Below are 22,342 nucleotides of genomic sequence, written 5' to 3' on the forward strand. Positions count from 1 at the left end.
GTCAGGCGCCAGGCCGCGTTCTAGACGATCACTGATCCAAGTCTGCGGGCCGCGGGTCGGTTCGGGACGTCAGCCAGGTCCGGCGTCCCAATCCGCATTCCCCACGTGTCCCTGGTCTTTGTCGGCTGGATCCCGTCGTGTCGCCTCCGTGGCGGTCGGGTACGGCTTCGGCATCGGCCGTGGTGCGAGGGAGACTTCGGGGTGGGGAAGGCGAGCCGGGGCAAGCGGGAGCGCAGCAGGGACAAGTCCGGGCAGTGGACTGCAGCTGGTGCGGCGCGGGTGGCGCAGCAGCTACGGGAGCAGACGCAGCGGGGTCTGACCGGCAATCCGTGGGTGCAGATGACGCTCGCCTCGAACCTCAACAACGTCATCAACGAGCTGCACGCCGTGCTGCGGCACAGCGATCTCTCGGACATGGCGGGGAAACCCGACGGCTTGGAGTGGGATGCGGCGCTGTCGATGACCCTGGGCAAGGACGGGTGCCCACCGCCGTGGGCGCCGCGGGATGCTGCTGCATGGCAGATACGGCAGATCGGAAAGCTGCTGCGGCAAGCCGAAGTGGTGGTCATCTCCCCAGCCGCTCACGCTGCGGTCATGGCCGCGGCCGCCACTCTCGAGCCGGCTGACATCAGCACCCTGGACCGCGATCGGGACATCCTTGTGCAGGCAGTCTCCCAGACGGCGGCCTTGCTGGTGTCCGGGTCGACCTGGGTGTTGCGATCCTCGGTCGTCCCGGAGGACGACCGCCACTTACAGTTCCTGCCCCTGTCCCGTACCTCGATACGGTTGCGATCCTCGGTCGTCCCGGAGGACGACCGCCACCCCCCCGTGTCGTCACGCACCCCGTGCGGGTCGCGGATGTTGCGATCCTCGGCCGCCCCGGAGAGCGGCCGCCACCCGCGAGCGGGTCCGCGACTGGCGGGTCCGCGCGATGTTGCGATCCTCGGCCGGCCCCGGAGGCGGCCGCCACCGGGCTGCTGCATCCACGCCTCGTCCGTCATCTCCGCGATGTTGCGATCCTCGGCCACCCCGAAGGGCGGCCGCCACAACGCGCCGGTCTGCAGGGCCATCTGCCCGAAGTGGTTGCGATCCTCGGCCGCCCCGGAGGGCGACCGCCATACCACCAGCTGGCCGGCAGCGTCGCGCTCACTCGTGTTGCCCTCCTTGGTCGTCCCGGAGGACGACCGTCGGCAGGGGCGTGACCGCCCAAGTCATCGGTGGTGTTGAAGTTGCGATCCTCGATCGCCCCAAAGGGGCGACCGCCACTCGGAGGAGGCCTCCGAAGGTTGCCATCCGCTGGTTATTGCGATCCTCGGTCGCCCCGGAGGACGACCGCCACAGGAGCCGTCGGCGTCCTCATCCAAGACCGGGAAGTAGTTGCGATCCTCGGTCGCCCCGGAGGACGACCGCCACACTGCAGGAGCCCCGCCGGCATGCTGTTGCCGGTGTTGTTGCGATCCTCGGCCGTCCCGGAGGGCGACCGCCACTGGGGTTGCGCGAGCTGTACTTGCCTCACGGTTGTTGTTGCGATCCTCGGTCGCCCCGGAGGACGACCGCCACCCGGAGGCCGTTGTGGTCCGCGTTGTCCGCGCAGACGTTTCGATCCTCGGCCGCCCCGGAAGACGACCGCCACCCCATCCGACCCCCAGGTCGGTGGAGTCGGCGCGGTTGTTGCGATCCTCGCCGCCCCGGAGGGTGGCCGCCACCAGCGAGGTAATGCGCTTCAACTCCGAGTGGGAGTTGCGATTCTCGGCCCTCCTGGAGGGCGGCCGCCACCGGATCGGAGGATGGCTCTCCGGACCCCGGAGAACCTGTTGCGATTCTCGGCCGCCCCGGAGGGCGGCCGCCAGGATGATGGTGCCGTGGTTGGAGCGGGTCACCTCAACGTTGCGATCCTCAGCCACCCCGGAGGCCAACCGCCACACCACCGAAACCGCTCCACGTCTGGGAGCCCTAGTTGTTTTCCATTCTCGGCCGCCCCAGAGAGCGGCCGTTCCAGGCCGAAGTGACCCAGCTGATATGTGTTGTAGATATTGAGATCCTCCGTTGCCCTGGAGGGCGACCGCCAACTGCGCGTGCGCCACGGTGTACGCGCAGTCGGTGCTGTTGCGATCCTTGGTCACCCCTAGGGGCGACCGCCAAGCTAGGCGGCGATCCGCCGGGGTCGGACGGAGGAGCTGTTGCGATCCTCGGTCGCCCCGGAGGACGACCGCCACCTCGCACGGGGTGTGGTCGTACGGGCCGAACCCGCCGTTGCGATCCTCGGTCGCCCCGGAGGACGACCGCCACACGGCCACACCCCTGCCACGGGTCCTCTGAGCAAAGTTGCGATCCTCGGTCGCCCTGAAGGGAGACCACCACCGCTGGTCCTTCGAGTCACAGCCGGTGTGGTGGACCATGTTGCGATCCTGAGCCGCCCGCAGAACGACGACCGCTTGCCGGTGCCCACGAAGAGGGTCATGGTGGCGAGGTTGGGGTTGCGACCCTCGGTTGTCCCGAAGGACAACCGCGCCACGCTGTAGACGGGTTGCACAGGAAGTTCAGCATGTTGTTGCGATCCTCGGTCGTCCCATAGGACGCCTGCCGCTTTGGCCGCGCCGGGACCCCGGTCTGCCGGTCACGGCTGCGATTCTCGGCTGCCCAAAGGCGACCGTCACCAGCCCACGTTGTCGCGGACTCGGAGCCAGCGCTCTCGCCCCCGGAAGTGACCGCCTCACTCTCGTTCGTACACGGGTTGAGGATCCGCTCGAAGCCGCTGCGACCAACGGCAGCCCAAGGCCGACCTCGAGGCCTCCTAGGTATGACCACCCTGACAGATCTTGAGCCGCACCAGACTGGGGCATGGTGGCCGCTCCGGGACAAAAGCGAACAGCGCTGCTCCCAGGTCTTCAGCTTGAGTGCCATTGCGATCCTCGGTCGCCCCGGAGGACGACCGCCACCATACGGGCCAACCTCTCATGTACACACGTGCCGACGTTGCGATCCTCGGTCGCCCCGGAGGGTGACCGCCAGCGCGTCCGGGAACTCATCCCCCATGATCTCCGGCTGGTTGCGATTCTCGGTCGCTTGGAGGGCGACCGCTGGTACCTCTGGTACGGCTTCCTACAGGGCCGAGAGACGTTGTGATCCTCGCCCGCCCCGCAGGGCGACCGCCAGCCGCGTTGCCAGTACACGAGCCGAGGTTGCCCTGGTCGTTGCGATCCTTGATCGTCCCAGAGGGCGACCGCCACCAGCCACCGTGGCCGGGAAGGGCAGGTAGCTGCGCTCCTCAGCTCTAGCTTGAGAGGGTGCGGTACGTAGCCCGGAGCCGCGTTTCGCGTTCCTGCGCTGCGTCAGTCGATGAGGCGGGTGAAGGTGACTCCCTCGGGCATGCGGTTTTCGTCGATGTCGATGCGGTCGGCGTAGTCGTCCCAGGATCGTCCTTCGCTGTGGCCCAGTGGCTTGATGCGGATGAGGTCGAACAGCTTGTGGGCGGGGGCTCGCCCGTAGGAGTCGTCGTGGGTGAAGATGTACAGGCCGCGGATGGCCATTTCGCCGCGGGAGGCGGCGCGGTCGTGGTCGAACATCATGGTCATGGCGTGCCAATAGGCGGCCAGGTCGTCCGGGGTGACGCCGGCCTTCGTGCCGAGGGCGCCGGAGTAGAAGCCGTGGCCCCGGTACAGCCCGTAGGGGACGTAGTGCTTGTTGCCCATCTCGGTGACCTTGCCGTTGGCGAGGTCTTCGGGTTTGTTCGGGGCGACGCGGGTGATGCCGGCTTCGAGCGGGGTGATGGGGTCGATGGAGCGGGAGAAGGTGAGCTGCATGGGTCCGCGGGCCTTGCCGGCGTGCTTTTTCTGGTCGCCGACGGACATGACGGCGCCGAAGAGGCGTACGTCGTAGAAGTTGCGGATCATCCATTGCTGGGCGGTGGCGGTGTCGCCTTCCGTGGTTCCGCCTTCGTGGTAGGCGCGCTGGATCTGGGGGTTGAGGGCGACTCCTTCCTCGACGTACATCTCGAAGCCGGGCTGTCCCTGGTGGGCGAGGGTGATGGTGTTGCGGATCTTTCGCTTGAGGGCGACGTCGGTGATGATGCCCTGGCTGGTGATGGGGTCGATGCGGGGCATGCCGCCGGCGTCGGGGTCGCCGTTGGGGTTGCCGTCCTTGACGTCGATGAGGAAGACGTAGTCGTGCTTGCGGGTGGGGTCCAAGTGCGCGGCGCTCATGGCTGTTTTCGGTGTCCTTTCCGGGTTGGTGCGGGGGCGGGTTGTCGGGCGTTTACCAGAGGGTTTCGTCGGTTGCGTTCGCGTCGTCGGCCGCTTCTTCGGGGAGGGCGTCCGCAGTCTGGTCGGCGGCGAGTTCCTTGCCGGCTTCGCGGGCCTTGATGGCTTCGGCCGCGGCCCGGGCGGAGTGGGCGCGTTGGTGTTCGTAGCCGAGGATGAACAGGGCCTGCTGCTCGGCGTTGAGGTGGGCGGGGAGGGCGTCGAGGAGGTCGAAGGCGTCCCGCAGTCGGTTTTCCATGGCCTTGGCCGCGGGTTCGCTCTTGCGGGCGATGGTGCGCAGGTGGGGGCGTGCGCCGATGCGGAGCCGGGTGAGGACGGCTCGGGGCGAGACGACGGCGGTGGTCAGGTACTTGTCGGTGATGGTGGTGTTGACCTTGGGCATGGCCTTGCGCTGGATCGCTTCGAGCATGGCCATGATCCGCCCGCACACGTATCCGGGTTCGGTCGAGGTGGTGTTCAGCTGGGGCACGCACAGCTCCTTGTGGCGGGTGGTCGTACGGGTCAGGGTGAGGCGCAGCAGCGCGATGCGGGGCCGGTCGATGTGGTGGTCGGCGCGGATGCGCTGCATGAGGACCGGCAGGACGTGGGCTGGCGGCGGTGTGCCGTGGAGTGCGGCCTTGGCGAGGTCGGCCTGCAGGTGCTTGGGGATGGTGGTGTCGATGTAGGTGTTCTTGCGTTTGTCCCAGCGGGCGGCGGCCAGGGCCAGGCGCCAGACCGGCCAGTAGAGGGAGGTGTTGTTCCAGCCGTCCCAGGTCTGCTGGTCGGTGAACCAAGTCCCGAGCCGCTGCTTGAGCTCGGGGACGGGGAGGGTGATCCAGTCGGCGACGATGACCCGGTTGGTGTTCACCCGCAGGGTGACGGCGTAGAAGGCGTCGTCGTCGAGGGCGGCCAGCGCGTCGCTTCCCTTGTAGGGGTGGTGAAGGGCGTCGACGAGTTGGGCAACCTCGGTGGGTTCGGGGTTGTCCAGGGTCCACATGTCGGTTTCGGTGGTGGGGTTGCGGGTCCACCACACGATGGCGGAATCGCCGGCACGGATGCGGTGCTCGGGATCGGCCAGCAGTGCGTTCAGGGCGGTGGCGGCCTTGGTTCCGCAGTCGACGCAGACGGGGGTGGCGCCGAGCTGCTTGATGCCGGCCCGGTAGTGGGCGGGCTGGTTGAGGCAGATCAGCTGAGTGTTCATCCCGGAGTTGGGCAGACCCTTGACGGGGACCGGGAGAGTGGACAGCAGCGCTCCCATCTGCCCGCAGACCAGGCACAGGCCGTCCTGGCTCTTGCCCGGCTTGCCGCTCTTCGTGCTCTTGACCTTCTCCGCCCACCAGCGCTGGGCCTGGGGGAGGTCGTGGACCCACTCGCCGTCCACACTGATGGCCACGAGGTGCCCCTGATCCATCTCCTCGGGCCAGTCGTCCGGCGTAGAGGGGCTGCCCAGCCACTGGGCCAGGGTGCGGGCCTGGGGAAGACCGGGGTGCTCGTTGCACCAGGAGGACACCATGGCGCGGTAGGCGGCATGCCGCTCCCGGGCCTTGGTGACGTCTTTCGGGTCCGTCGACAGAACCTTCTTATCCTCCGGTCCCTTCACCAGGCCGGGGTGGCCGAGGACGTACAGCGCGCTGTCGGCGAGCAGGAACGGCGGCGGGTTCTTCCCTGAGCGGCCGGTGTAGGGGGCGGTGACCCTCCGGGGCTCTTCCCCCTTCGGGGGGCGCAGGTCGATGATCAGCAGTTCGGCTTCGCCGGTGCTGGAGAGGTCGACCTGCCACATGATCGGACGCTGCTGGTAGTAGTCGGGGACGGCATCCTCGCGGCTGTCGGCGTGCTGGACGAGGCTGTGCAGGAGCACGTCAGGCCGTCCCCTCGGCAGACACGCGGCCCTCTGCCCCAGGCATCCCGCTGATGTGTGTGGGGTCGAGCGGGCGGTCCGGCACGTGGAGGACACCGCGCTCGAGGCGGGCGCGGAACCAGTGGTAGCGCTCCTTGTCTTTCGGCAGGTACTCGATGTGGTGGAGCATCAGTCCGATCTCGTCGATCGGGGGGATGCCTGCCTGGTCGGCGGTGGTGACGACGCCCGCCTCCTGTGCTGATCCGCGGGGGCCGAAGAAGGCCGCGAACTCGCGGCAGCCGAAGTGGGGCTGTTCGAAGCACGCCCCGCGCTTGACGCGGCGGTCGAACTGGTCACGGTACTTCGGCAGCGGCGCGGTGCAGCGGTCGGTGGCATTGATGGTGGCGTGGATGCGGTAGGCGACGTCGCGCAGTGCGACGGTGACGCGCTGCCCGCGGTCCTCGGCGACGTCGTAGCGGTAGCCGTTATTGGCGCGCAGGTCCTCGAAGGTCTTCTTGGTGATGATCGAGTTGTTGACCTCGTTGCGCCGAAAGCTGGTCCACTGCACCGGCTTGAGCAGTTCGATCTGCTTGATCCGGTAGGTCATCTCCGGCTTCCACAAGATCGCCTCCAGCAGCCCTTTCGCTGCCGAGGGGGTCATTACCGGGTAGGAGACCCGTTCGACCTTGAGTTCCGGGCGGGTGAAGCAGGCCAGCGGACCCCAGGCTTCCACCTGCACGGGAAGTGGCCGGTCGGCTCGTTCCCCACGCTGCCGCCCTTGTTCGGAAATCATGCATCCTCCCCCTTCATGCCCTGGCCGGCTCGGCCCGTTGTCAGTGCCGGCGGCTAGCGTCGTCGCACTGCCCCGCTCCACGACCCGCGGTCCGCAGGCCGGTAGTGAATTGCAGCGATCTAGCCGGATCTCAATACATAAGTGATGGTAAGTCAAGTATGGTTGCAAAAAAGGCAGTTGATGCGATATCGGGATGGATGCCCGTTCCGGAAGGCAGGCTCGTAGCCCACTCACCGGGCCGTCGGGGCATCTGGCACTGGTACGAAGACCACGCCCGGGGCACCGGCGAGCTGGCCCGGAGTTTCGCCGAGCCATGGGGAGGCGGAGAACTCGCCCACCGGCTGGGACGCGACCACGACACCGGCAAGGGCGCATGCGCCTGGCAGGACGGCCTGATCGAAGAAGCCACCACCGGCCGGAAGGTCCGCCGCCCCGCACACCACGCCGCCGGGGCCTTCCTGTTCGCTCAAGCAGCCCGGCAGCATCCGGTGCTGACACCGTTCGCCGGCGTCATTGAAGGACACCACACCGGCCTGTCCGCCTGGTCAGAACTCAGCGTCCGGCTCAAGAGCCTGATGCGGGACCCCACAGAGGTGGACGAGGCGATCAGCCGGGTCGCCGAAGTCATGCCGGAGATCCTGGACAAAACCTGCCCAGCCGTCCCGGACTGGCTCGACCCGCGCAACAAAACCAGCGTGGAAATGCTGGTCCGCATGACCTACTCGGCCGTGGTCGACGCCGACCGGCTCGACACCGCCGCGCACTTCCAGCCCGGCCCGCTTCCTCGGCCGGACGTGCGCATGCCCGAATTGTGGGAGCGGTACGAGACCCGCCGCCAGGAGGCCCTCGCCGAACGCCGACGCCGAAAGGAGCCCTCGTGGCTGGACAAGCTCCGCGAGGACGTCTACCAAGAAGCGCTCGAAACCGCAGCCGATGAGCCGGGGGTGTACCGACTGCACCTGCCGACCGGCGCGGGAAAGACATTCACCGGCGGAGGCTTCGCACTCCGCCACGCCGCACTGCACGGGCTGCGACGCGTCATCGTCGCGGTCCCGTTCATCTCGATCACAGAGCAGAACGCGGCTGTCTACCGAAGACTGCTGAATCCAGAACACGGGCCGCGGACGGTGCTGGAACACCACTCCGCCGTAAACTTCGAGACGCCCGACCGGCGCGCATCACGGCCCTCGGACGCTTCAGTCGACGCTCACAGAGATCAAAAACGTGCCCGCCCCAACCGATGGGCGAAGCTGGCCGCGGAGAACTGGGACGCCCCGTTCATCGTCACCACCACGGTCCGCCTGATCGAGAGCCTGTTCGGCAATAGCCCGTCAGCCACCCGCCGACTGCACCGGCTTGCCAACTCCGTCATCGTCCTGGACGAGATCCAGGCCCTCCCCGACACCCTGCTGACACCGATCCTGTCAGGACTGCGGGAACTCGTGGAGCACTACGGCGTGACCCTGGTCCTGTCCTCGGCCACACAACCAGAACTCGCTACGCTGAACCCCTGGCAGACCGGCCTGCCACAACGCGACATCGTCGCCAATCCCGCCCCGCTCTTCCAGCAACTCCGCCGAGTCCGGTACGACTGGCGCACCGGCTCAGACGTGACCCTCAGAAGCATCGCCACAGAGGCCGCAGCGCACGACCAAGCCCTGATGGTGGTCAACGGAACAAGAGACGCCAGCCACGTACACAAGATCTGGCTCGGCGACCACGCCGAGGACCCCAGCACCCTGCACCTGTCGACCCGCATGACCGGCTGCCACCGCAGAGAGACCATCCAAGCGGCAAAGCAACGCCTTGACGCCGGCCTGAACACACTGCTGGTGTCGACATCCCTGATCGAGGCCGGCGTCGACCTCGACTTCCCGCGCGGATACCGCGCCAGATCGCTGCCAGAGTCCGAACAGCAGGCCGCCGGACGCATCAACCGCGAAGGACACCGCCCGACCGAGGACAGCATCATGACCGTCTTCGAACCGACGGACGGTCTCCAGCCACAAGTGATCTACAACCGATGCGGCATCGCCGCCGCATCCCGCCGCTTCGGCAAAGGGCTCGCCGACCCAGACGATCTCGACACACTGCGCTCCTACTACCAGCACCGCTACCGACTCCAGGCCGGACGCTCCTCCACCGACCCCAACGGAGCCACCGGGGAAACCATCGAGGCGCTGCGAGAAAAGCTGGACTACCCGGAAACCGCCCGCAGAATGCGCATGATCGACAACGAGCACTCCGTGGCCGTCGTCGCCATCCGCGCCCAGCTCACCCAGAACGACCGGCAGGCCGCCCAAGACGCCATCGAGCAGCTCCGCAGCGGGGTACCGACCCCCGACGCCTACCGCACACTCCAGGACCACATGGCATCCATCCCACAACGAGAACTGGAGACAGCGATCAACACCGGACACGCCGCCGAAATCGCCGGTGACCTATACGAGTGGACAGGTCCCTACCACCCCCAACGAGGAATCGAACCCGCCGTGTAGTGAAATGGGCAGCGACTGAAGGTCCCACCAATCGATACAGTATTCTGAGACAAAGGCGTCGTAGCGGTCGTCCTTCGGAGCGCCCGAGGATCGCAACTCGCTCATCGGCGCCTTCTTCAACCGGGCCATCCCCGTGGCGGTCGCCTTTCAGGGCGACCGAGGATCGCAATTTGTGCGCGTCGAGCAGGTGCGCCACCTCGGCGACCGTGGCGGTCGCCCTCCAGGGCGGCCGAGGATCGCAACAACCGCCCGGACGGAACGCAGGAAACCAGCGACTTCGTGGCGGTCGCCCTCCGGGGCGGCCGAGGATCGCAACGGCGGGTTCGGCCCCTACGACCACACCCTGTGCGAGGTGGCGGTCCTCCTCCGGGGCGGCCGAGGATCGCAACGACGTGGTGAACTCCAGGCGCGCCATGTACATGTTGTGGCGGTCGCCTTCCGGGGCGGCCGAGGATCGCAACTTCGTGGCCTACCAGCCGGATGCCGCGCTGCTGTGGCGTGGCGGTCGCCCTGCTGGGCGGCCGAGGATCGCAACACGGAGTACGAGCAGGGGGCTGACTGAGCGCGCGGCGGGTGGCGGTCGCCCTCCGGGGCGTGCCGATGATCGCAATAGGTAGGAGGCCGACGTGACCGAGACGACCGCCCCCATCGAGCCAACTGACGGACCCCCTGCCGAACTGTCCGGCATCGACCTCGCCCGGGTCGCGCTGTACCAGGCCAGGGAGGCCGCCCGGAAGAACGGCGGTGGTGAGGCCCCAGCGCCACGCCGCCGTTCCGTTGTCGTGTGGTGAGACGGTCGCGAGCCAGCCGGGTTCGCCGCCGCCTGACGGGACTGATGGCCGACCGGGCCTGGAAGATCCCGGCCACCGGAGGAACCGCCCCGCAGCTGCCGAACCACGTCGCCTCCGTCGCGTTCCACCCGGAGACCGGATAGCTGGACCTTCGCCCCTACTCGCCCGCCTACGCCACCCAACTGCGGCTGATCAGCTCGCGGATCGTCGCCGCGGCGAACAGCGCGGTCGGCACTGACGCCGTACACACCGTCCGGGTCCTGCCGGTCGGTGCCGCGCCCGCGCCCCGTACGCCGGAGCCCGCCCCGGCGACCGTGGGTGAGCCCGAAGCGCCGGTGAAGACCCGGGAGATGTCGTCTGAGGGCTACCGCCAGGCGCTCGCCGCGCACCAGGCCGTCGCGCCCGCGCGCCCGCGACCTCGCACTCGACTTCATCAAGGCTCATGGCGACCTGACCACTGGCTCGCGCCATCCGCTGACTCCCGATGTGTGCGAGGGGTTTCACCAGCGGAAACACAGTTAAACAGGCCAGATTATCCGGCTCTCGGTGGTGCAAGAAAGCCCCGGGCCGGAGTCCGGGGCTCAGCTCGCTGTTCCGTAACAGTTCAGCGGTCTCGACGGGACTGCTGCTGAGCAGTGCTGCGACAGAAATTCTGTAACACCGCAGGAAAGGACATGCCCTTCCGGAACGATCATGGTGACATCGCTCGCAGAACACGAAGAGTGACCAGCTCACTGCATTGGCGAGTGACACGGAAACGCGGACCCTACAGCCGCTATATGGGCTGGTACCGGCACATCACGCTCGCCATGCTCGCCCACGCGTTCCTCGTGGTGATGGCCGTTCCGGAGCGTGAAAAAGGGGTGCCCGGGCCGACACACCCGACCTCGTGGCCCTCACATCAGCCGAGATCCGTCGTCTGCTAGCAGCTCATCCCCGCCGCCGTCCTGCACGCCGCGACCACGCGATGAACTGGTCCCGATGGCGGCGTCGCCACCAGGCACGTGCCCGACGCTGTCATTACATGCGGCGCGGGCACACGTTAGTGGGACGGCCGGCCCAAGACCGCCCCACGCATGCCACACCCCCGCTACACTCCCCACCGCCAGACCGTTGACCAGTAGAAATACAGAAGTCCGGCTGGAGTGCTAGAACATCTTCTCCAGGCGGCGGATCAACGGGTTCGCGTAGCCTGCCAGTTGCCTGCTGTCGAACGGCGTTACCACCTCGATCAGTTCGTCGCTGCCCTTGCGGACGTCCGCCAAGTACTCCAGGTACTGCTTGTACTCCTGGTACTCCTCGGGCAGCAGATGCGGCCGCCCGAGCACCTGCGTGCTCATGCCGGTCGGCATCGGGCGCAGCCGGAAGACCTCGCCACCCGGGGTGACAAAGAACTGGCCCTCCTCGACGGCCTTCGCCAGCCGCGCCCGCGCCCCCACCTGCTGCTCGACCGCGGAACCCGGCCGGTCGTAGTGCTGGGAGGCGCGCGCCGCCGTCCGCGTTTTCTCGGATGTGGCCTCGGCCAGCGCGTACGCCTGCTTGCCCTCCGCCGCCACCGGCCACGCCGCCTCCCCGGCAACCTCCAGCCCGGAGCCGCGCCGTAGCACCCCCAGCATTCCGCCGTCGCGGAACTCCACGCGGCCCGCGGGCCCGGTCGCGTTGAACAGCCAGCCACCGCTGAGCAGTTCCACTGGCTCCATGCCGTGCGCGCGCACCAGCAGGCTCTGCTTGTGGATGAGGTTCCGGTACGCGCCGTTCGACACCATGAGCATCTCCTGGAGGTGCTGCTGCACCAGGTGCACCCTGCTGAGCCCGGGACGGGCAGTGGCGAGGTAGTACGCCAGCCGCTGCACCCACGCCCCGTTGCCGAACGGCCCGCCCGCGAAGACCCGGTCGAGGGCCTCGTGCATGGTGGGATTGCCCTCCCGGCCGGCCGTCTTCACGCAGTTCACGAACCGCCGCATGCTCACGGTCCGGAACAGGGCGGAGACCTCCGGCTGCAGCACCTCCAGGGCCTGTTGGCGCACCGCGGCCGGTACCACGTCGCCCTCCGCGCCGGCAGCCGCGCGCCGCTCCAGCGCCGCGAGCTCGGCCTCGGTCTCCTTGATGTCGGCGAGGATCGCATCGGCGTCGTCCGCCGCCAGCTGCCGGTCGGCGCGCATCGCCTTCGCGTCCTCCGCGAGGGAGAGCAGCACGCCGCGCTGGTACGGGGCCTGGTGCGCGATCACTTCGAGGCTGCCCAGCAGGTGCGCCTCCACCTGCGAGTGCTGCACCGCCATCCGCAGCAGCCGCAGGGTGGCGGGGCCGCCCCGCGCCCGCTCCCACGATCCTGCCGCGCGGATTCCCCGGAACGCCGCGTTGTTCCGGCGCACCTGCGCGAACAGCGTGAGAAGGGTGAGGTGGTCCATCAGACGGGAGCCGCCGCTGCGGCGGCCAGGGCTGCCGCGGCGGCTGCAGCCGCGAGCATGGCGGCCACGTCCATCAGTACGAAGACGAGATCCACGAACACCATCCCGTAGCTCATGGCCACCTCGGTGAAGTCCGGCCGGGCATCGATGAGGCGCAGCGACGGGTCCAGTACGGCCTCCCACGCCGTGGTCTGCGAGCTGAACCAGCGGGTCCGCTGCACCGCGTCCCAGCCCGACAGCACCAGGCTGGAGAGGGAAGCGGGGAGGCCCAGGCGCTTGAACACCGTGGAGCCGAGGCCGGCCGAGGTGTTCATGGCGCTCCACAGCGTCTCATAGAGCGCCGGGAGGCCGCGGGCGCGCATCACCTCGCTCGCCGCCGTCCAGGCGAGGGAGCCGGGCTCGTGCTCCGCCTGGCGGAGGGCGGCGAAGACGGCGACCGGATAGCAGAAGCAGTCCAGGGCGGACTGCTCGCCGGTCGCGATGTCGGGGCGTGCGGCGGTCAGTTGGCCCAGTGAGGTGGGGCGGTCGCCCAGTTCGCGCTCCACGTCGGCGGCGGCCGTCGCCACCTCCAGCGCGGTCGCGGCGCAGGCGTCGGCCAGCCGCTCGGCGTCGGCGCCGGTGTCGGACAGGCCGGGGAGGTCGAGGCCGCGGGCGATCGGGAAGACGGCGCACAGCGCGGCTTCCACGGCCAGCACGAGCTGGTAGTCACGTATTTCCGTGGTCCGCGACAGCGCCAGCGTCTTCAGGACCGCTTCCGGGAGGGCCGCGGGCGTCGGCAGGGTGCCGAAGACGATGTCCGTCGCCTGCTTGACCGCCCGTACCAGCCGCACGGTCTCCGGCGGGGCTCCGGACTGCCGGAGACGTTCTTCGAGCACCGACAGGGCCCGGTCCGCGACCTTGGCCGCCGGGCCCCTGAAGTCCGCAGGGCGGGACTGGATCGCCCAGCCCCGGGCCTTGCCCAGGTCCGCCACCATGTCGGCCAGCTGCACGAACTCCGGCGCGTCCGGCTCGGGCCGCCAGGGGTGGTCGGCGAGCTGCTCTGCCAGCCGGGCCGGGGTGAGGTCGTCGAGGGCCTCCTGCTTTCCGTAGCGGGCGTACGGGCCCTTCGGGGCCAGCCGCGCGAGGTCGGCCGCCAGGCCGCGTACCGACGCGTCTAGGCGGCGGAACACCTCCGTGCGGCCGAGCAGTTCGGCCTCGACGAGCGGCCGGGCGAGGCTGCGGCCGAGGGCGGTGCGCGCCTCGCGGATCATCTTCATCAGCGCCTCGGCCTCCGCGAGCCGTTCGCCGCGGGCGCCGCCGGTGCGCCGGCCGCGCACATCCCAGCGCGCCGCTTCCCGCCGGGCGGCGGCCATGAGCTCGTCCACGAGCTGCCAGCCGCCGGTGCGGTAGCGGAGCTCGACGTACTCGGCGACCGTGGCCGGGTGCAGCGGGACCCGTAACGGCACGGGGGCGCCCGGCATCCGCAGGTCCACGAACGACCGGGAGCCCGGGTACTGTGGCGACTCGGCCGCGATGTCGGAAGGCGGCGGCGGAGCGGGCGGTCCCGGTGTGAACAGGTGCTGCTGCCCCGCGGCTTGCGGATCCGGCGCCGCCGCCCGCGACACCGGGAACGCCGTCTCCCGCGCCCACGCCCGCGGCCCCAGCTCCCTCGGCAGCTCCGCCGCCCCCACCTCCGGCAGCGCGCTCTCGTCCGGCCGGGCCATCAGCCGGTGACCTGACTCTCCGGCTGCGCCGGCGCCGATTCAGGACAGCCGCACGGCCTCGGGTCGTCGTACTGCTTCGCCGCCACCCGCGCCTCCAGCCGCGCCGCCTCCGCCTCCGCCTGCCGCGCGGTCGCGGCCAGCCGGCGCAGCTCGTAACCGCGGCTCTTCTCGATGTAGTCCTCCGCCGCGCTGCACCGACCCAGCCGGCTCTCGATGGTCATGCCGGGAGTCGGCAGCATGACTCGTGAGGTCTTGACCTTCATGGACAGCAGGCTCGCCACGATCGTCTTACGGAAGGTGCTGACCAGGTCCTCGCCGTCCGCGTGCAGCGGCACCGCCAGATACGGGCCGTGCATGCTCACCACCCGCGGCTCGAACATGCCCACCCGCAGCGCCCCGCCGGAGCCCGCCATCAGCCGCTCCAGCTGCTCGGACGGCGGGAGGGCCTGGAAGAGGACGTAGCGGTAGTAGTGCAGATGCTCGTTGAGGTGGTCGCGCAGGGTCTTGCTGCGCTCGCGGGCCCGGCCGACCTCCTCCAGGCCGAACTTCATCTCCAGCACGTCCTCGGCCGCCTGCTGGTCCTGCCGCGAATTCGCCTTGTCGGCCTGCTCGTCGCCCTTGTCCAGGGCCTTGTCGATGATGGGCGCGGCGTCCAGCGCCTGCACCTTGTCCGCCAGCCGCTGGGCCGCCGCCGCGATGCCCATGTCGTCGGGGATGTAGACCTGCTCCTCGCGGCAGCGGCCGGACCACCAGGCCCAGTCGCCGGGCAGGTTCATGTGGCGGTGGATCTGGGCGGCGAGGCCGGCCTCCTCCTTCTCCCGGTCCGTCAGGTCGTTCAGGCCGCCGAGCGTGGGGCTGGCGGAGCTCGGCGGGGTCGCGCCGAGCACCTCGCGGGCGATGGCGAGGCGGACGTCCGTGGTCGTGGCCGCGGCCGCCGCCGGGGAGCCGGGAGCGCCGAGATCGCGCAGTGCGGCCGCGAAGTTGGGGAATTTGACCTGGACGAGCCTGCTGTACATCCAGCGCCGGGCGGCCCGCCGCATGGTGTCGTCGATGGACTTGCCGTCGCCGATGCGGCGCAGCAGCGTCGCCGGGTCGCCCGGGTTCTTGAACAGCGCCGCAGCCTTCCGCAGCGCCTCAAGGGCGTCGATCACATCCTGCTGCTGCCGGGTCGGCTTCGGCGCGGGCGCGTCGTCCTTCTTCCCGTCCTGCTGGCCGTCCGCCTTGCCGACCTGCGCGGCGAGCGCGGCCGCCGCCTTCCGCTCGGCCAGCTCCGCCTTCGCCTCCCGGTACGCGCCGAGCAGCCGGATCGCCTCGAAGCCGTCCGCTAGCGCCGGGTCGAGCAGGCCGTCGCGCAGCGCGGTCTCGTTGACCAGCACCGCCGGCTCCTCGAAGCGGATGACGCTGATCGGGTTCTCGACCATGGCGCAGAGCCGGGTGTCCTGAGGGAGGAAGGCGGTGGAGATGTCGTAGTGGGCGAGGACCTCGTAGTAGTCGAGGTTCAGGGTGTGGCACATGTTGAGGTTGCGGATCTTGCGGGTCACCCGCTGCTCCGAGCCCCACTCCACCGACTCGGTGATCTTCGTCGTGCGCTGCGCCCGCACCTTCGTCGAGGCCTTGATGACCGCCTCGTGCAGCCGCGTCTGAGTGTTCTTGCCGACCTGGTTGACTGCGTTCTTGCCGGACACCGACGCATTCGCGCCCACCTCGATCTCCCCGGCCGCCGGCCGGTAAGTCGCCTTGAACGACCCGCCCACCTGGTACTGGAAGTCGCTCTGCGCCTGCAGCTCCCGGTAGCACTCGCTGGTGTCCTTGGTGGTGTCCGTGCCCTCGATCGTCTGCTCGGTGTCGGTCGTGCTCGACTGGTCCAGGGTCTTACGGCGCCGCTCCCAGCTGTGCAGCTCGATCGTGGTCTCCTCCTGCGGCGCCAGCGCGAGCGACTGCAGCAGCCGGCCGCGGCTGAAGCCCTTCATCGTCCAGGTCTGCCGCCAGGGCAGGAACAGCGCCACCCGTAGCCGGAACGGCGGCCGGCGCGGCGGCTTCTCCTCGGCCGGCAGCGGCACTTCGGCGTTGAGGAAGGCGCCGGCTTTTTTCAGCCCCGGCGCGGTCTTCGTGAGCCTGCTGAAGTACGAGGACGCGGAGACGGACGACAGCGCCAGGTCGAGGAGCGTGGCGGTGGTATCGGCCGGGGTCTCGGGCTGCGCCTTGGGCTTCCCCTTCGGCTCGTCCGGCTGCGGCTTGTTGAGGTCGGGGCCGGTTTCCGCGCTCCGATCGTCCTTCATCGACGCCGCGATCTTGACCAGGCTGAGGGTGAAGGAGAAGTTGTCGGGCAGGGTGATCGTGGTCTTGCCGGTCGTCCGCAGCTCCCACACCGTCGCCTTGGTCAGCGGCACCCGGAACGGCCTTCCGTTGTCCCCGAGGACCTCCGGATCCGCCAGGAACGCCGCCAGATCCTTGATCGTCACCTCCGTCAGCGCCGGGTGCCGCGGTGCCCCCTCCACCGCCCCGCCGGGCTGCTTCAGCCGTACGAGCCGGGTCTGCCCGTCCGTGTTCGTCACCCGCACCACCACGGTCCGCCCGGCGAGCAGTGCGGTGACCTCGGCGGGCTCCAGGGCCAGGGTGTAATCGATGTCGTCGAGGGTCACGGTGCGGTCGGCCAGCAGATCGTCCACGTCCATCAGCGGCACGTCGAAGACCTCCGGAGTCAGCCGCACGGTGACGTCCCGGGTGCCGCGGGAGTCGGTGAACTTCGCGGTCCGCACCACCCGCTCACCGTCCGCCAGCGCCTGCGCCTCGGCCTGGCCGAGCGTCATCAGGTACGTGCCGCCGTCCTGCTCCAGGCGCCCTTCCCGGATCAGCTTGTCGACATTGGTGACCAGCAGCACCCGCGCCGAGCCGACCGCCTCCAAAGCCTGCGCGCCGCCGCCCCGGTCCTCGTCGGCGAGGTCGCCGATCGGAATGCCGCCCACCACGTCGACGACCCGCAGCGGCAAGGCATCGCCGGGGCGTATCTCGCCGGCGGCGCGGGCCAGCGCCTCGTCGTTCGTCAGCACCACCGGGTGCGAGACGCCCGCGGGATCGACCGCCATCAGCTCCACGAACTGGCCGAAGTCGAACCACTCCACGACCTCGCCGCCAGGCAGCTCGGTGTTGCAGGTGGCCTTCTCGGTGAAGAGCGCGGGGTCGACCTTCGTCTCGGGATAGCCGTTCAGCTCCTCGGCCGCCATGGCTGCCCCGGCCTCAGGCGAAGCGCAGCTTGACGACGGCGGTGGGGTCCTTGACCCGCACCGTGAACCGTTCGTAGACGCGGAAGAGATACATCCCGCTCTCGGATTCGTGCGTGAACGCGGTCACCGCGTCGACGCCGATGGCGACGTCGAGGGTGTTGCCGCCGGTGGAGACCATCAGCGCGGTCTTGGGCGGCAGCGTGCCGGTGCCGTAGAAGCCGCCGTCCATCAGGGCCCGGATCCGGTCGGCGGGCATGATCAGGGTGTTGTCGAGCGGAGCATGCGCGTCCGCGTACGGCTCGAAGTGCGACACCAGCGCGTACGGGCCGTAGTGCATCTTGCCCTCCAGCAGCGCGTACGCCTCGGAGACCCCGCGGAAGTAGCGCTCGCCGTACTCGCCGGGCACGTCGTCGTTGCGCAGCGGCACGTCGATGATCTGCTTCACCTTCTCCGCGGCCGCCAGCAGGCTCGTATTGGGGCCGTCCTGGAAGACCGAGCTGTCCATCAGCCGCGCCAGCCGGTTGGTGGCCCGTACGGCGAGGGTGCGGGCGGTGCCGATCCGCGCCTCGGACTCGTATTGCTGCTTGGTCAGCGCGAAGGTGACCGACTTTTCCTCCAGCGGCAGCTCCACGCCCTCGGGCACCGACATCGTGCCGCCCTCGCCGTCCGTCTCGACGGCGTCGGCGGGCACGGTGCGGGCCTGCGGCGACAGCGCGTGGCTGACCACGGGCAGGAAGCGGGTGCACAGCCGGGAGCGCTCGGTCTCGGCGCGCACGCTGCGGTCCAGATGCTCCCAGACCTCCTGTTCCCAGTCGATCTTGTGACGGCCGAGGTTGTTGCCGCCCACGGCCCCGTTTGTCGTTCCGATCGCACCCATGGCTCTCCCCCGCGAGCGGCTCCTGGCTGTGTGGGGAGCTTGCTGCGCGAGGGTGGCACGGGTCAACGCCAGAGCGGGCGTAGAAACGCTAGTACCGGGAGAAGGGCGGCTCAGCGCGCCGTGCGCTCGTGCACGTGCTCCACGAAGTGGGGCAGGGCCTCCAGGACAGTGGTCGGCAGCACCTCGTGGCCGAGGTTGAAGACGGTCCAACATCACCGCAATCGAGAAGTACGCAGCGAAGGGCACCCGGTAGCGTCGCTTCCAGGGCGCGCTTGGCGAGCGAGTGCGGGTAGGTCACCGCTTCTTCGCCGCGGCGGCGGCGCAGCAGCGGGTGAGGGGAACCCGTCTCCCATCGGCGGAGCGAGGTGGGCACGGGAGTTGGCCGCGCTCGGGCTCCTCTACAAGATCGCCGACCTGCCCGCCATGACCCCGGCCGAGCAGACTGCGGCGGACCTTGCCATCACGGGGGCCAGCGCCACCACCCATCCGATCGCCTGGATCCGAGTCGGCGGACTCGCCAAGTACCTGCAGTGCCCGCCCACTGTACGCGGCGTCGCCTTCGGCGCACTCGAAGACGAACCCGGTCTGATCTACCTGGTCTTCGCCCCCCGCCTGGGACCACTACGGACGCACCCTGATCGAGGCCCTCGCCGTGCTGCTCGACGGGCATGTTGAGCGCTCGCACGGCGCGATCAACCTCATCGTGCACAAGGCGGACGCCATGACCATGCCTGCACCAACAGCTCGCCGTCGCCGCTTCGGCTGGTGAGCGAAGGCGGCCCGGGCAAGCTCTCCCGCGCGGCGGCTTACCCTTGCGCCCGGGTCGGCGCTGAGCTGCTGTCCGTTGCCGGGCATCCCGGCCGGGACGGAGGAGAAGCCGGTGCGCAGATTCGAGGCAGGGCAGACGGTCGTACGGCGCGACGTGCACCGATCCGGGCGGGTGTGGAGCGAGCAGGCCCTGCGGGTCGTTGCCGACACCGAAGTGGCGCTGGTGACCGCCTGCGCGCCCGAAGGCTGCCTGGTGTCGCGTACTCCGCTGCGAGTGGGCACGGTGTCACTCTCGCGTGCAGTGCCCGAGTCGCATACAGCAAACAGCCCCCTCGACCTGGTAGTTGAGAGGGCTGTCGTGTTGGTAGCGGGGACAGGATTTGAACCTGCGACCTCTGGGTTATGAGCCCAGCGAGCTACCGAGCTGCTCCACCCCGCGTCGGTAGGACCACCCTACGCCACTGGTGGCGTGCTCCCGACCGATGTGCGCGGTGATGGTGCTGGTCATGCACACCGATGCACCGTTCTGGGACTCGCTGGTGTTCGAGGGGATCGACGATGTGGATGTCGAGGCGGTTACGGCCGCATTCGGCACTGTAGAGGTGGTGGCGAGAGGCCGCGCGGTCGGCTCTGCATGTCCGGACTGCGGCCGCTTCTCGGACCGAGTCCACGATCGATACCAGCGCAGGCTGAAGGACCTTCCACTCGCTGAGCAGAGATTTGCGATCCGGCTGACGGTCCGGCGCTTTATCTGCGGAGCGGCGGACTGCCCGCGCCGGACGTTCGCCGAGCCGTTCTCGCGGCTCGCCGCCCCACACGCACGGTTCACCAGGCGGCTCAACCACGCCCTGGAGCGAGTGGGGCTCGCGCTGGCCGGGCGGGCTGGCGCTCGGCTGGCCGCCCAGCTGGGCTTCGGCGCGGGGCGGATGACCTTGCTACGAAGGGTCATGACACTGCCCGATCCGCAGTTCAGCACGCCGCGTGTGCTGGGCGTGGACGACTTCGCGATCCGTCGCGGCCAGACCTACTCCACCGTCCTGACGTGCGTCGAAGACCATCGCGTGGTCGATGTGCTCCCCACACGTGAAGCCGGGCCGCTGGCCGCCTGGCTGGTCCGTCACCCCGGAGTGGAGATCATCTGCCGGGACCGGGCGGGCGCCTATGCCGAGGGTGCCCGGCGCGGTGCTCCGGGAGCTCTGCAGGTCGCTGACCGGTTCCATCTGTGGCAGGGCCTCGGCCGAGCCGTGGAGTCCTGCGTCGCCGCCCATCGCGACTGCCTGCGCAACCCTTCGCCCAGCGGCGTGTTGCCGGAGGCCACCGGAGGGGCTTCGGGTCGACCGCAGGACGACTCGAAGCCCGTCGGTCGGCGGGCCGAGCGCAAGAAGGCAGCACATACTCTGGTCCACGAGCTGCTTGCCCAGGGCCACTCGCGCCGGGCGATCGCCCGGCACCTGGGCTGGGGTCTCAACACCGTGCTCCGGTACGCGAACGCCGCACGCTGGCAGGACACCATCCGCGAGAACCGGCCCCGGCCCAGCAGGCTGGACCCCTACAAGCCCTACCTGGAGCGGCGATTCGCCGAGGGATGCACCAGCGTCACCCGACTGCACGGCGAGCTGGTCGCCGAGCACGCTCCCGTCACCTACGCCATGGTCCGCGCGCACATCGCCACCTTGCGCGGGGCTCCGCCTGCTGCGTCGCCGCCGGCGCCGTCGGTGCGGCAGGTGACCGGCTGGCTCACCCGTCACCCCGCGACCCTGACCGAGGAAGACCGGGCCAGCCTGAAGGAGGTCCTGGCCCGCTGCCCCGAACTGGACACGGCAGCCGGACACGTCCGCGATTTTGGCGAAATGCTCACCGACCGCCTCGGCTCCACACTCCCCACCTGGATCGACGCAGTCGACGCCAGCCAGCTCCCCGGCCTCACCGGCTTCGCACTCCACTTACTCCGTGACCTCGACGCCGTGACAGCCGGCCTCACTCTCGACTGGAGCTCCAGCAGCATCGAGGGCGCCGTCAACCGCATCAAGAAGATCAAACGGCAGCTCTACGGCCGAGCCGGATTCGAACTCCTCCGCAAGATGATCCTGCTTCAGTGACCCTCCGCGATCGCGACCCAGATGTTGCGCCAGAAACGCCTTCTGACCCCACTCGTCAGAAGCGCGGGCCGACAGTGGGAAGCGAGGCCAAGGCACAAGCCGCGATCCGCAGTTGCGCTCCCCATGCCGCATCGTCGAGCCCCAGCGTGTACTCGATGCAGCACGCGCATGGCGGGAGTAGCGCCACGAATGCTTGCTCCTCAGCGGTCTCGACCTCCATCTCCGACCACTCGTCCGATGCCAACTCAGGGAGATCCACCTCCCCGGCGGTGAATCGCGTGGCCAGCCTGCGCAGCGTGTATCGCCGGGCCAGGTGGTGATCGGGCAGAATGATCCCCAATTCTTCGAGAGCCTGCTCGAATGTGTCGCGGATGTCCCGGGGGTCCGCATCACGCGGCAGGCCGGCGAGCTCGCACAGGGCCGGCGTGTCCATTCCCATTGCGAGTGCCTGGGCAGCGGTCATAGGCAGGTCTTCCGGACACACCTGATCCGCCTGATACAGCCACGCTGCCTCCACCAAGGGCGGATAGGCGCTGCGGACAGGGCTATCAAGTTCGGATGTGTCGTCTATCGCTGCCATGGTTCATACGATGCCAGCACGGCTCGCGAGAGCGCCTGGAAATTTGGACCGTCCCGGCAAACCGCCCTGCGGGCCGACCCACCTCATGCTGTTGCCTCGGTGACACTCCGCGACCGCTCCCCAAGATCTGTGCCAGAACCGAGTGGCGATGTCGAATGTCGATGAGCACGAGAGGCACCTTGTTCGGGGCGGAGCCAGTGTTGACGAGTTCGAGAGGCACCCGTCCGCAGGTACGCGGCGAGCCGCTCGGTGCTCTCCGACCTGCGGCCTCATGGACCGTGGGACGCCCAGTTGACGCGCGAACCGCAGGACTGCGACGTGCCCACCGGCACGCACCACGACGCCCCCGCCCGCCTGTACCCGTGCGGATGGCGCTGCAACACGCACTCCCCGTGGGCCACGGCGTCGTCGGGGTGTCAGCGCGGACACATTGCGTTCACCGGCCCGGGGGGGCGGGGGCCGGAGGGGCGCCCGCCCCCCCGCCGCCCTGGCCGCGGGGGGGGGTGGCTCGTGGGTGTGGGGCACC

12 protein-coding genes, 1 tRNA gene and 1 pseudogene are annotated in these 22,342 nt (G+C 69.2%); 5 read left to right on the top strand and 9 right to left on the bottom strand.

The window, feature by feature from the left end; genetic code table 11:
* Positions 1–279 precede the first annotated feature (279 nt).
* Positions 280–1,227: a hypothetical protein gene (locus tag ABT147_RS36265; RefSeq protein ID WP_351414300.1), complete on the top strand. Its 948-nt coding sequence runs from the start codon at positions 280–282 to the stop codon at positions 1,225–1,227.
* Between the two features lie 2,105 nt (positions 1,228–3,332).
* On the opposite strand, the gene cas7c is transcribed toward ABT147_RS36265, so the two are convergent.
* From cas7c to cas5c, 3 genes are read right to left on the bottom strand one after another with little or no spacing between them, the layout of a single operon-like run.
* Positions 3,333–4,202, bottom strand: a complete 870-nt coding sequence (gene cas7c / locus ABT147_RS36270; RefSeq protein ID WP_351414302.1) for a type I-C CRISPR-associated protein Cas7/Csd2 — start codon at positions 4,200–4,202, stop codon at positions 3,333–3,335.
* Between the two features lie 52 nt (positions 4,203–4,254).
* Positions 4,255–6,096 carry a type I-C CRISPR-associated protein Cas8c/Csd1 gene (gene cas8c / locus ABT147_RS36275; RefSeq protein WP_351414305.1) on the bottom strand — a complete coding sequence of 614 codons (1,842 nt, stop codon included), beginning with the start codon at positions 6,094–6,096 and terminating at the stop codon, positions 4,255–4,257.
* A 1-nt stretch (position 6,097) separates the two neighbouring features.
* Complete coding sequence (gene cas5c / locus ABT147_RS36280; protein WP_351414307.1) at positions 6,098–6,868, bottom strand: type I-C CRISPR-associated protein Cas5c; 771 nt, start codon at positions 6,866–6,868, stop codon at positions 6,098–6,100.
* A gap of 104 nt (positions 6,869–6,972) precedes the next feature.
* On the opposite strand from cas5c, the gene ABT147_RS36285 reads away from it, so the two are divergent.
* The 3 genes and pseudogenes from ABT147_RS36285 to ABT147_RS36295 form a co-directional block, all read left to right on the top strand.
* The gene (locus ABT147_RS36285) at positions 6,973–9,366 is read left to right on the top strand and encodes a CRISPR-associated endonuclease Cas3'' (protein WP_351414309.1); all 2,394 of its coding nucleotides are present in this window, start codon (positions 6,973–6,975) and stop codon (positions 9,364–9,366) included.
* Between the two features lie 626 nt (positions 9,367–9,992).
* Positions 9,993–10,157: a DciA family protein gene (locus tag ABT147_RS36290; RefSeq protein WP_351414312.1), complete on the top strand. Its 165-nt coding sequence runs from the start codon at positions 9,993–9,995 to the stop codon at positions 10,155–10,157.
* Positions 10,158–10,933: 776 nt separating this feature from the next.
* A pseudogene (locus ABT147_RS36295) lies at positions 10,934–11,083 on the top strand (IS701 family transposase); the annotation flags it as partial.
* 222 nt (positions 11,084–11,305) lie between these two features.
* On the opposite strand, the gene ABT147_RS36300 reads toward ABT147_RS36295, so the two are convergent.
* The 5 genes from ABT147_RS36300 to ABT147_RS36320 all read right to left on the bottom strand — a co-directional run bounded on the left by ABT147_RS36300 (position 11,306) and on the right by ABT147_RS36320 (position 19,576).
* Positions 11,306–12,565 (bottom strand): hypothetical protein, encoded by a 1,260-nt coding sequence (locus tag ABT147_RS36300; protein ID WP_351414314.1) that lies wholly within the window; start codon positions 12,563–12,565, stop codon positions 11,306–11,308.
* The gene (locus ABT147_RS36305; RefSeq protein WP_351414316.1) at positions 12,565–14,268 is read right to left on the bottom strand and encodes a hypothetical protein; all 1,704 of its coding nucleotides are present in this window, start codon (positions 14,266–14,268) and stop codon (positions 12,565–12,567) included. Before ABT147_RS36305 ends, ABT147_RS36300 begins: the two co-directional genes overlap by 1 nt.
* Positions 14,268–17,492 carry a hypothetical protein gene (locus ABT147_RS36310; protein WP_351414318.1) on the bottom strand — a complete coding sequence of 1,075 codons (3,225 nt, stop codon included), beginning with the start codon at positions 17,490–17,492 and terminating at the stop codon, positions 14,268–14,270. The genes ABT147_RS36305 and ABT147_RS36310 overlap by 1 nt, the downstream gene beginning before the upstream one ends.
* A gap of 13 nt (positions 17,493–17,505) precedes the next feature.
* Positions 17,506–18,369: an encapsulin gene (locus ABT147_RS36315; protein WP_351414320.1), complete on the bottom strand. Its 864-nt coding sequence runs from the start codon at positions 18,367–18,369 to the stop codon at positions 17,506–17,508.
* Between the two features lie 1,130 nt (positions 18,370–19,499).
* A tRNA-Met gene (locus ABT147_RS36320) sits at positions 19,500–19,576 on the bottom strand.
* Positions 19,577–19,631: 55 nt separating this feature from the next.
* Between ABT147_RS36320 and ABT147_RS36325 the strand changes: the two genes are divergently transcribed.
* Positions 19,632–21,236 carry an ISL3 family transposase gene (locus ABT147_RS36325; protein ID WP_351414322.1) on the top strand — a complete coding sequence of 535 codons (1,605 nt, stop codon included), beginning with the start codon at positions 19,632–19,634 and terminating at the stop codon, positions 21,234–21,236.
* Positions 21,237–21,291: 55 nt separating this feature from the next.
* Here ABT147_RS36325 and ABT147_RS36330 read toward each other — a convergent pair whose 3' ends face one another.
* The gene (locus tag ABT147_RS36330) at positions 21,292–21,816 is read right to left on the bottom strand and encodes a hypothetical protein (RefSeq protein WP_351414324.1); all 525 of its coding nucleotides are present in this window, start codon (positions 21,814–21,816) and stop codon (positions 21,292–21,294) included.
* Positions 21,817–22,342 lie beyond the last annotated feature (526 nt).

This window comes from Streptomyces sp. NPDC001868, from assembly GCF_040297125.1.
Lineage (GTDB): Bacteria > Actinomycetota > Actinomycetes > Streptomycetales > Streptomycetaceae > Streptomyces.

Coding starts and splice junctions, on each gene's coding strand:
- cas7c (WP_351414302.1), bottom strand. CDS start 4,202: ATGAGCGCCGCGCACTTGGACCCCACCCGCAAGCACGACTACGTCTTC.
- ABT147_RS36325 (WP_351414322.1), top strand. CDS start 19,632: ATGGTGCTGGTCATGCACACCGATGCACCGTTCTGGGACTCGCTGGTG.
- cas5c (WP_351414307.1), bottom strand. CDS start 6,868: ATGATTTCCGAACAAGGGCGGCAGCGTGGGGAACGAGCCGACCGGCCA.
- ABT147_RS36315 (WP_351414320.1), bottom strand. CDS start 18,369: ATGGGTGCGATCGGAACGACAAACGGGGCCGTGGGCGGCAACAACCTC.
- ABT147_RS36310 (WP_351414318.1), bottom strand. CDS start 17,492: ATGGCGGCCGAGGAGCTGAACGGCTATCCCGAGACGAAGGTCGACCCC.
- ABT147_RS36305 (WP_351414316.1), bottom strand. CDS start 14,268: ATGGCCCGGCCGGACGAGAGCGCGCTGCCGGAGGTGGGGGCGGCGGAG.
- ABT147_RS36300 (WP_351414314.1), bottom strand. CDS start 12,565: ATGGACCACCTCACCCTTCTCACGCTGTTCGCGCAGGTGCGCCGGAAC.
- ABT147_RS36330 (WP_351414324.1), bottom strand. CDS start 21,816: ATGGCAGCGATAGACGACACATCCGAACTTGATAGCCCTGTCCGCAGC.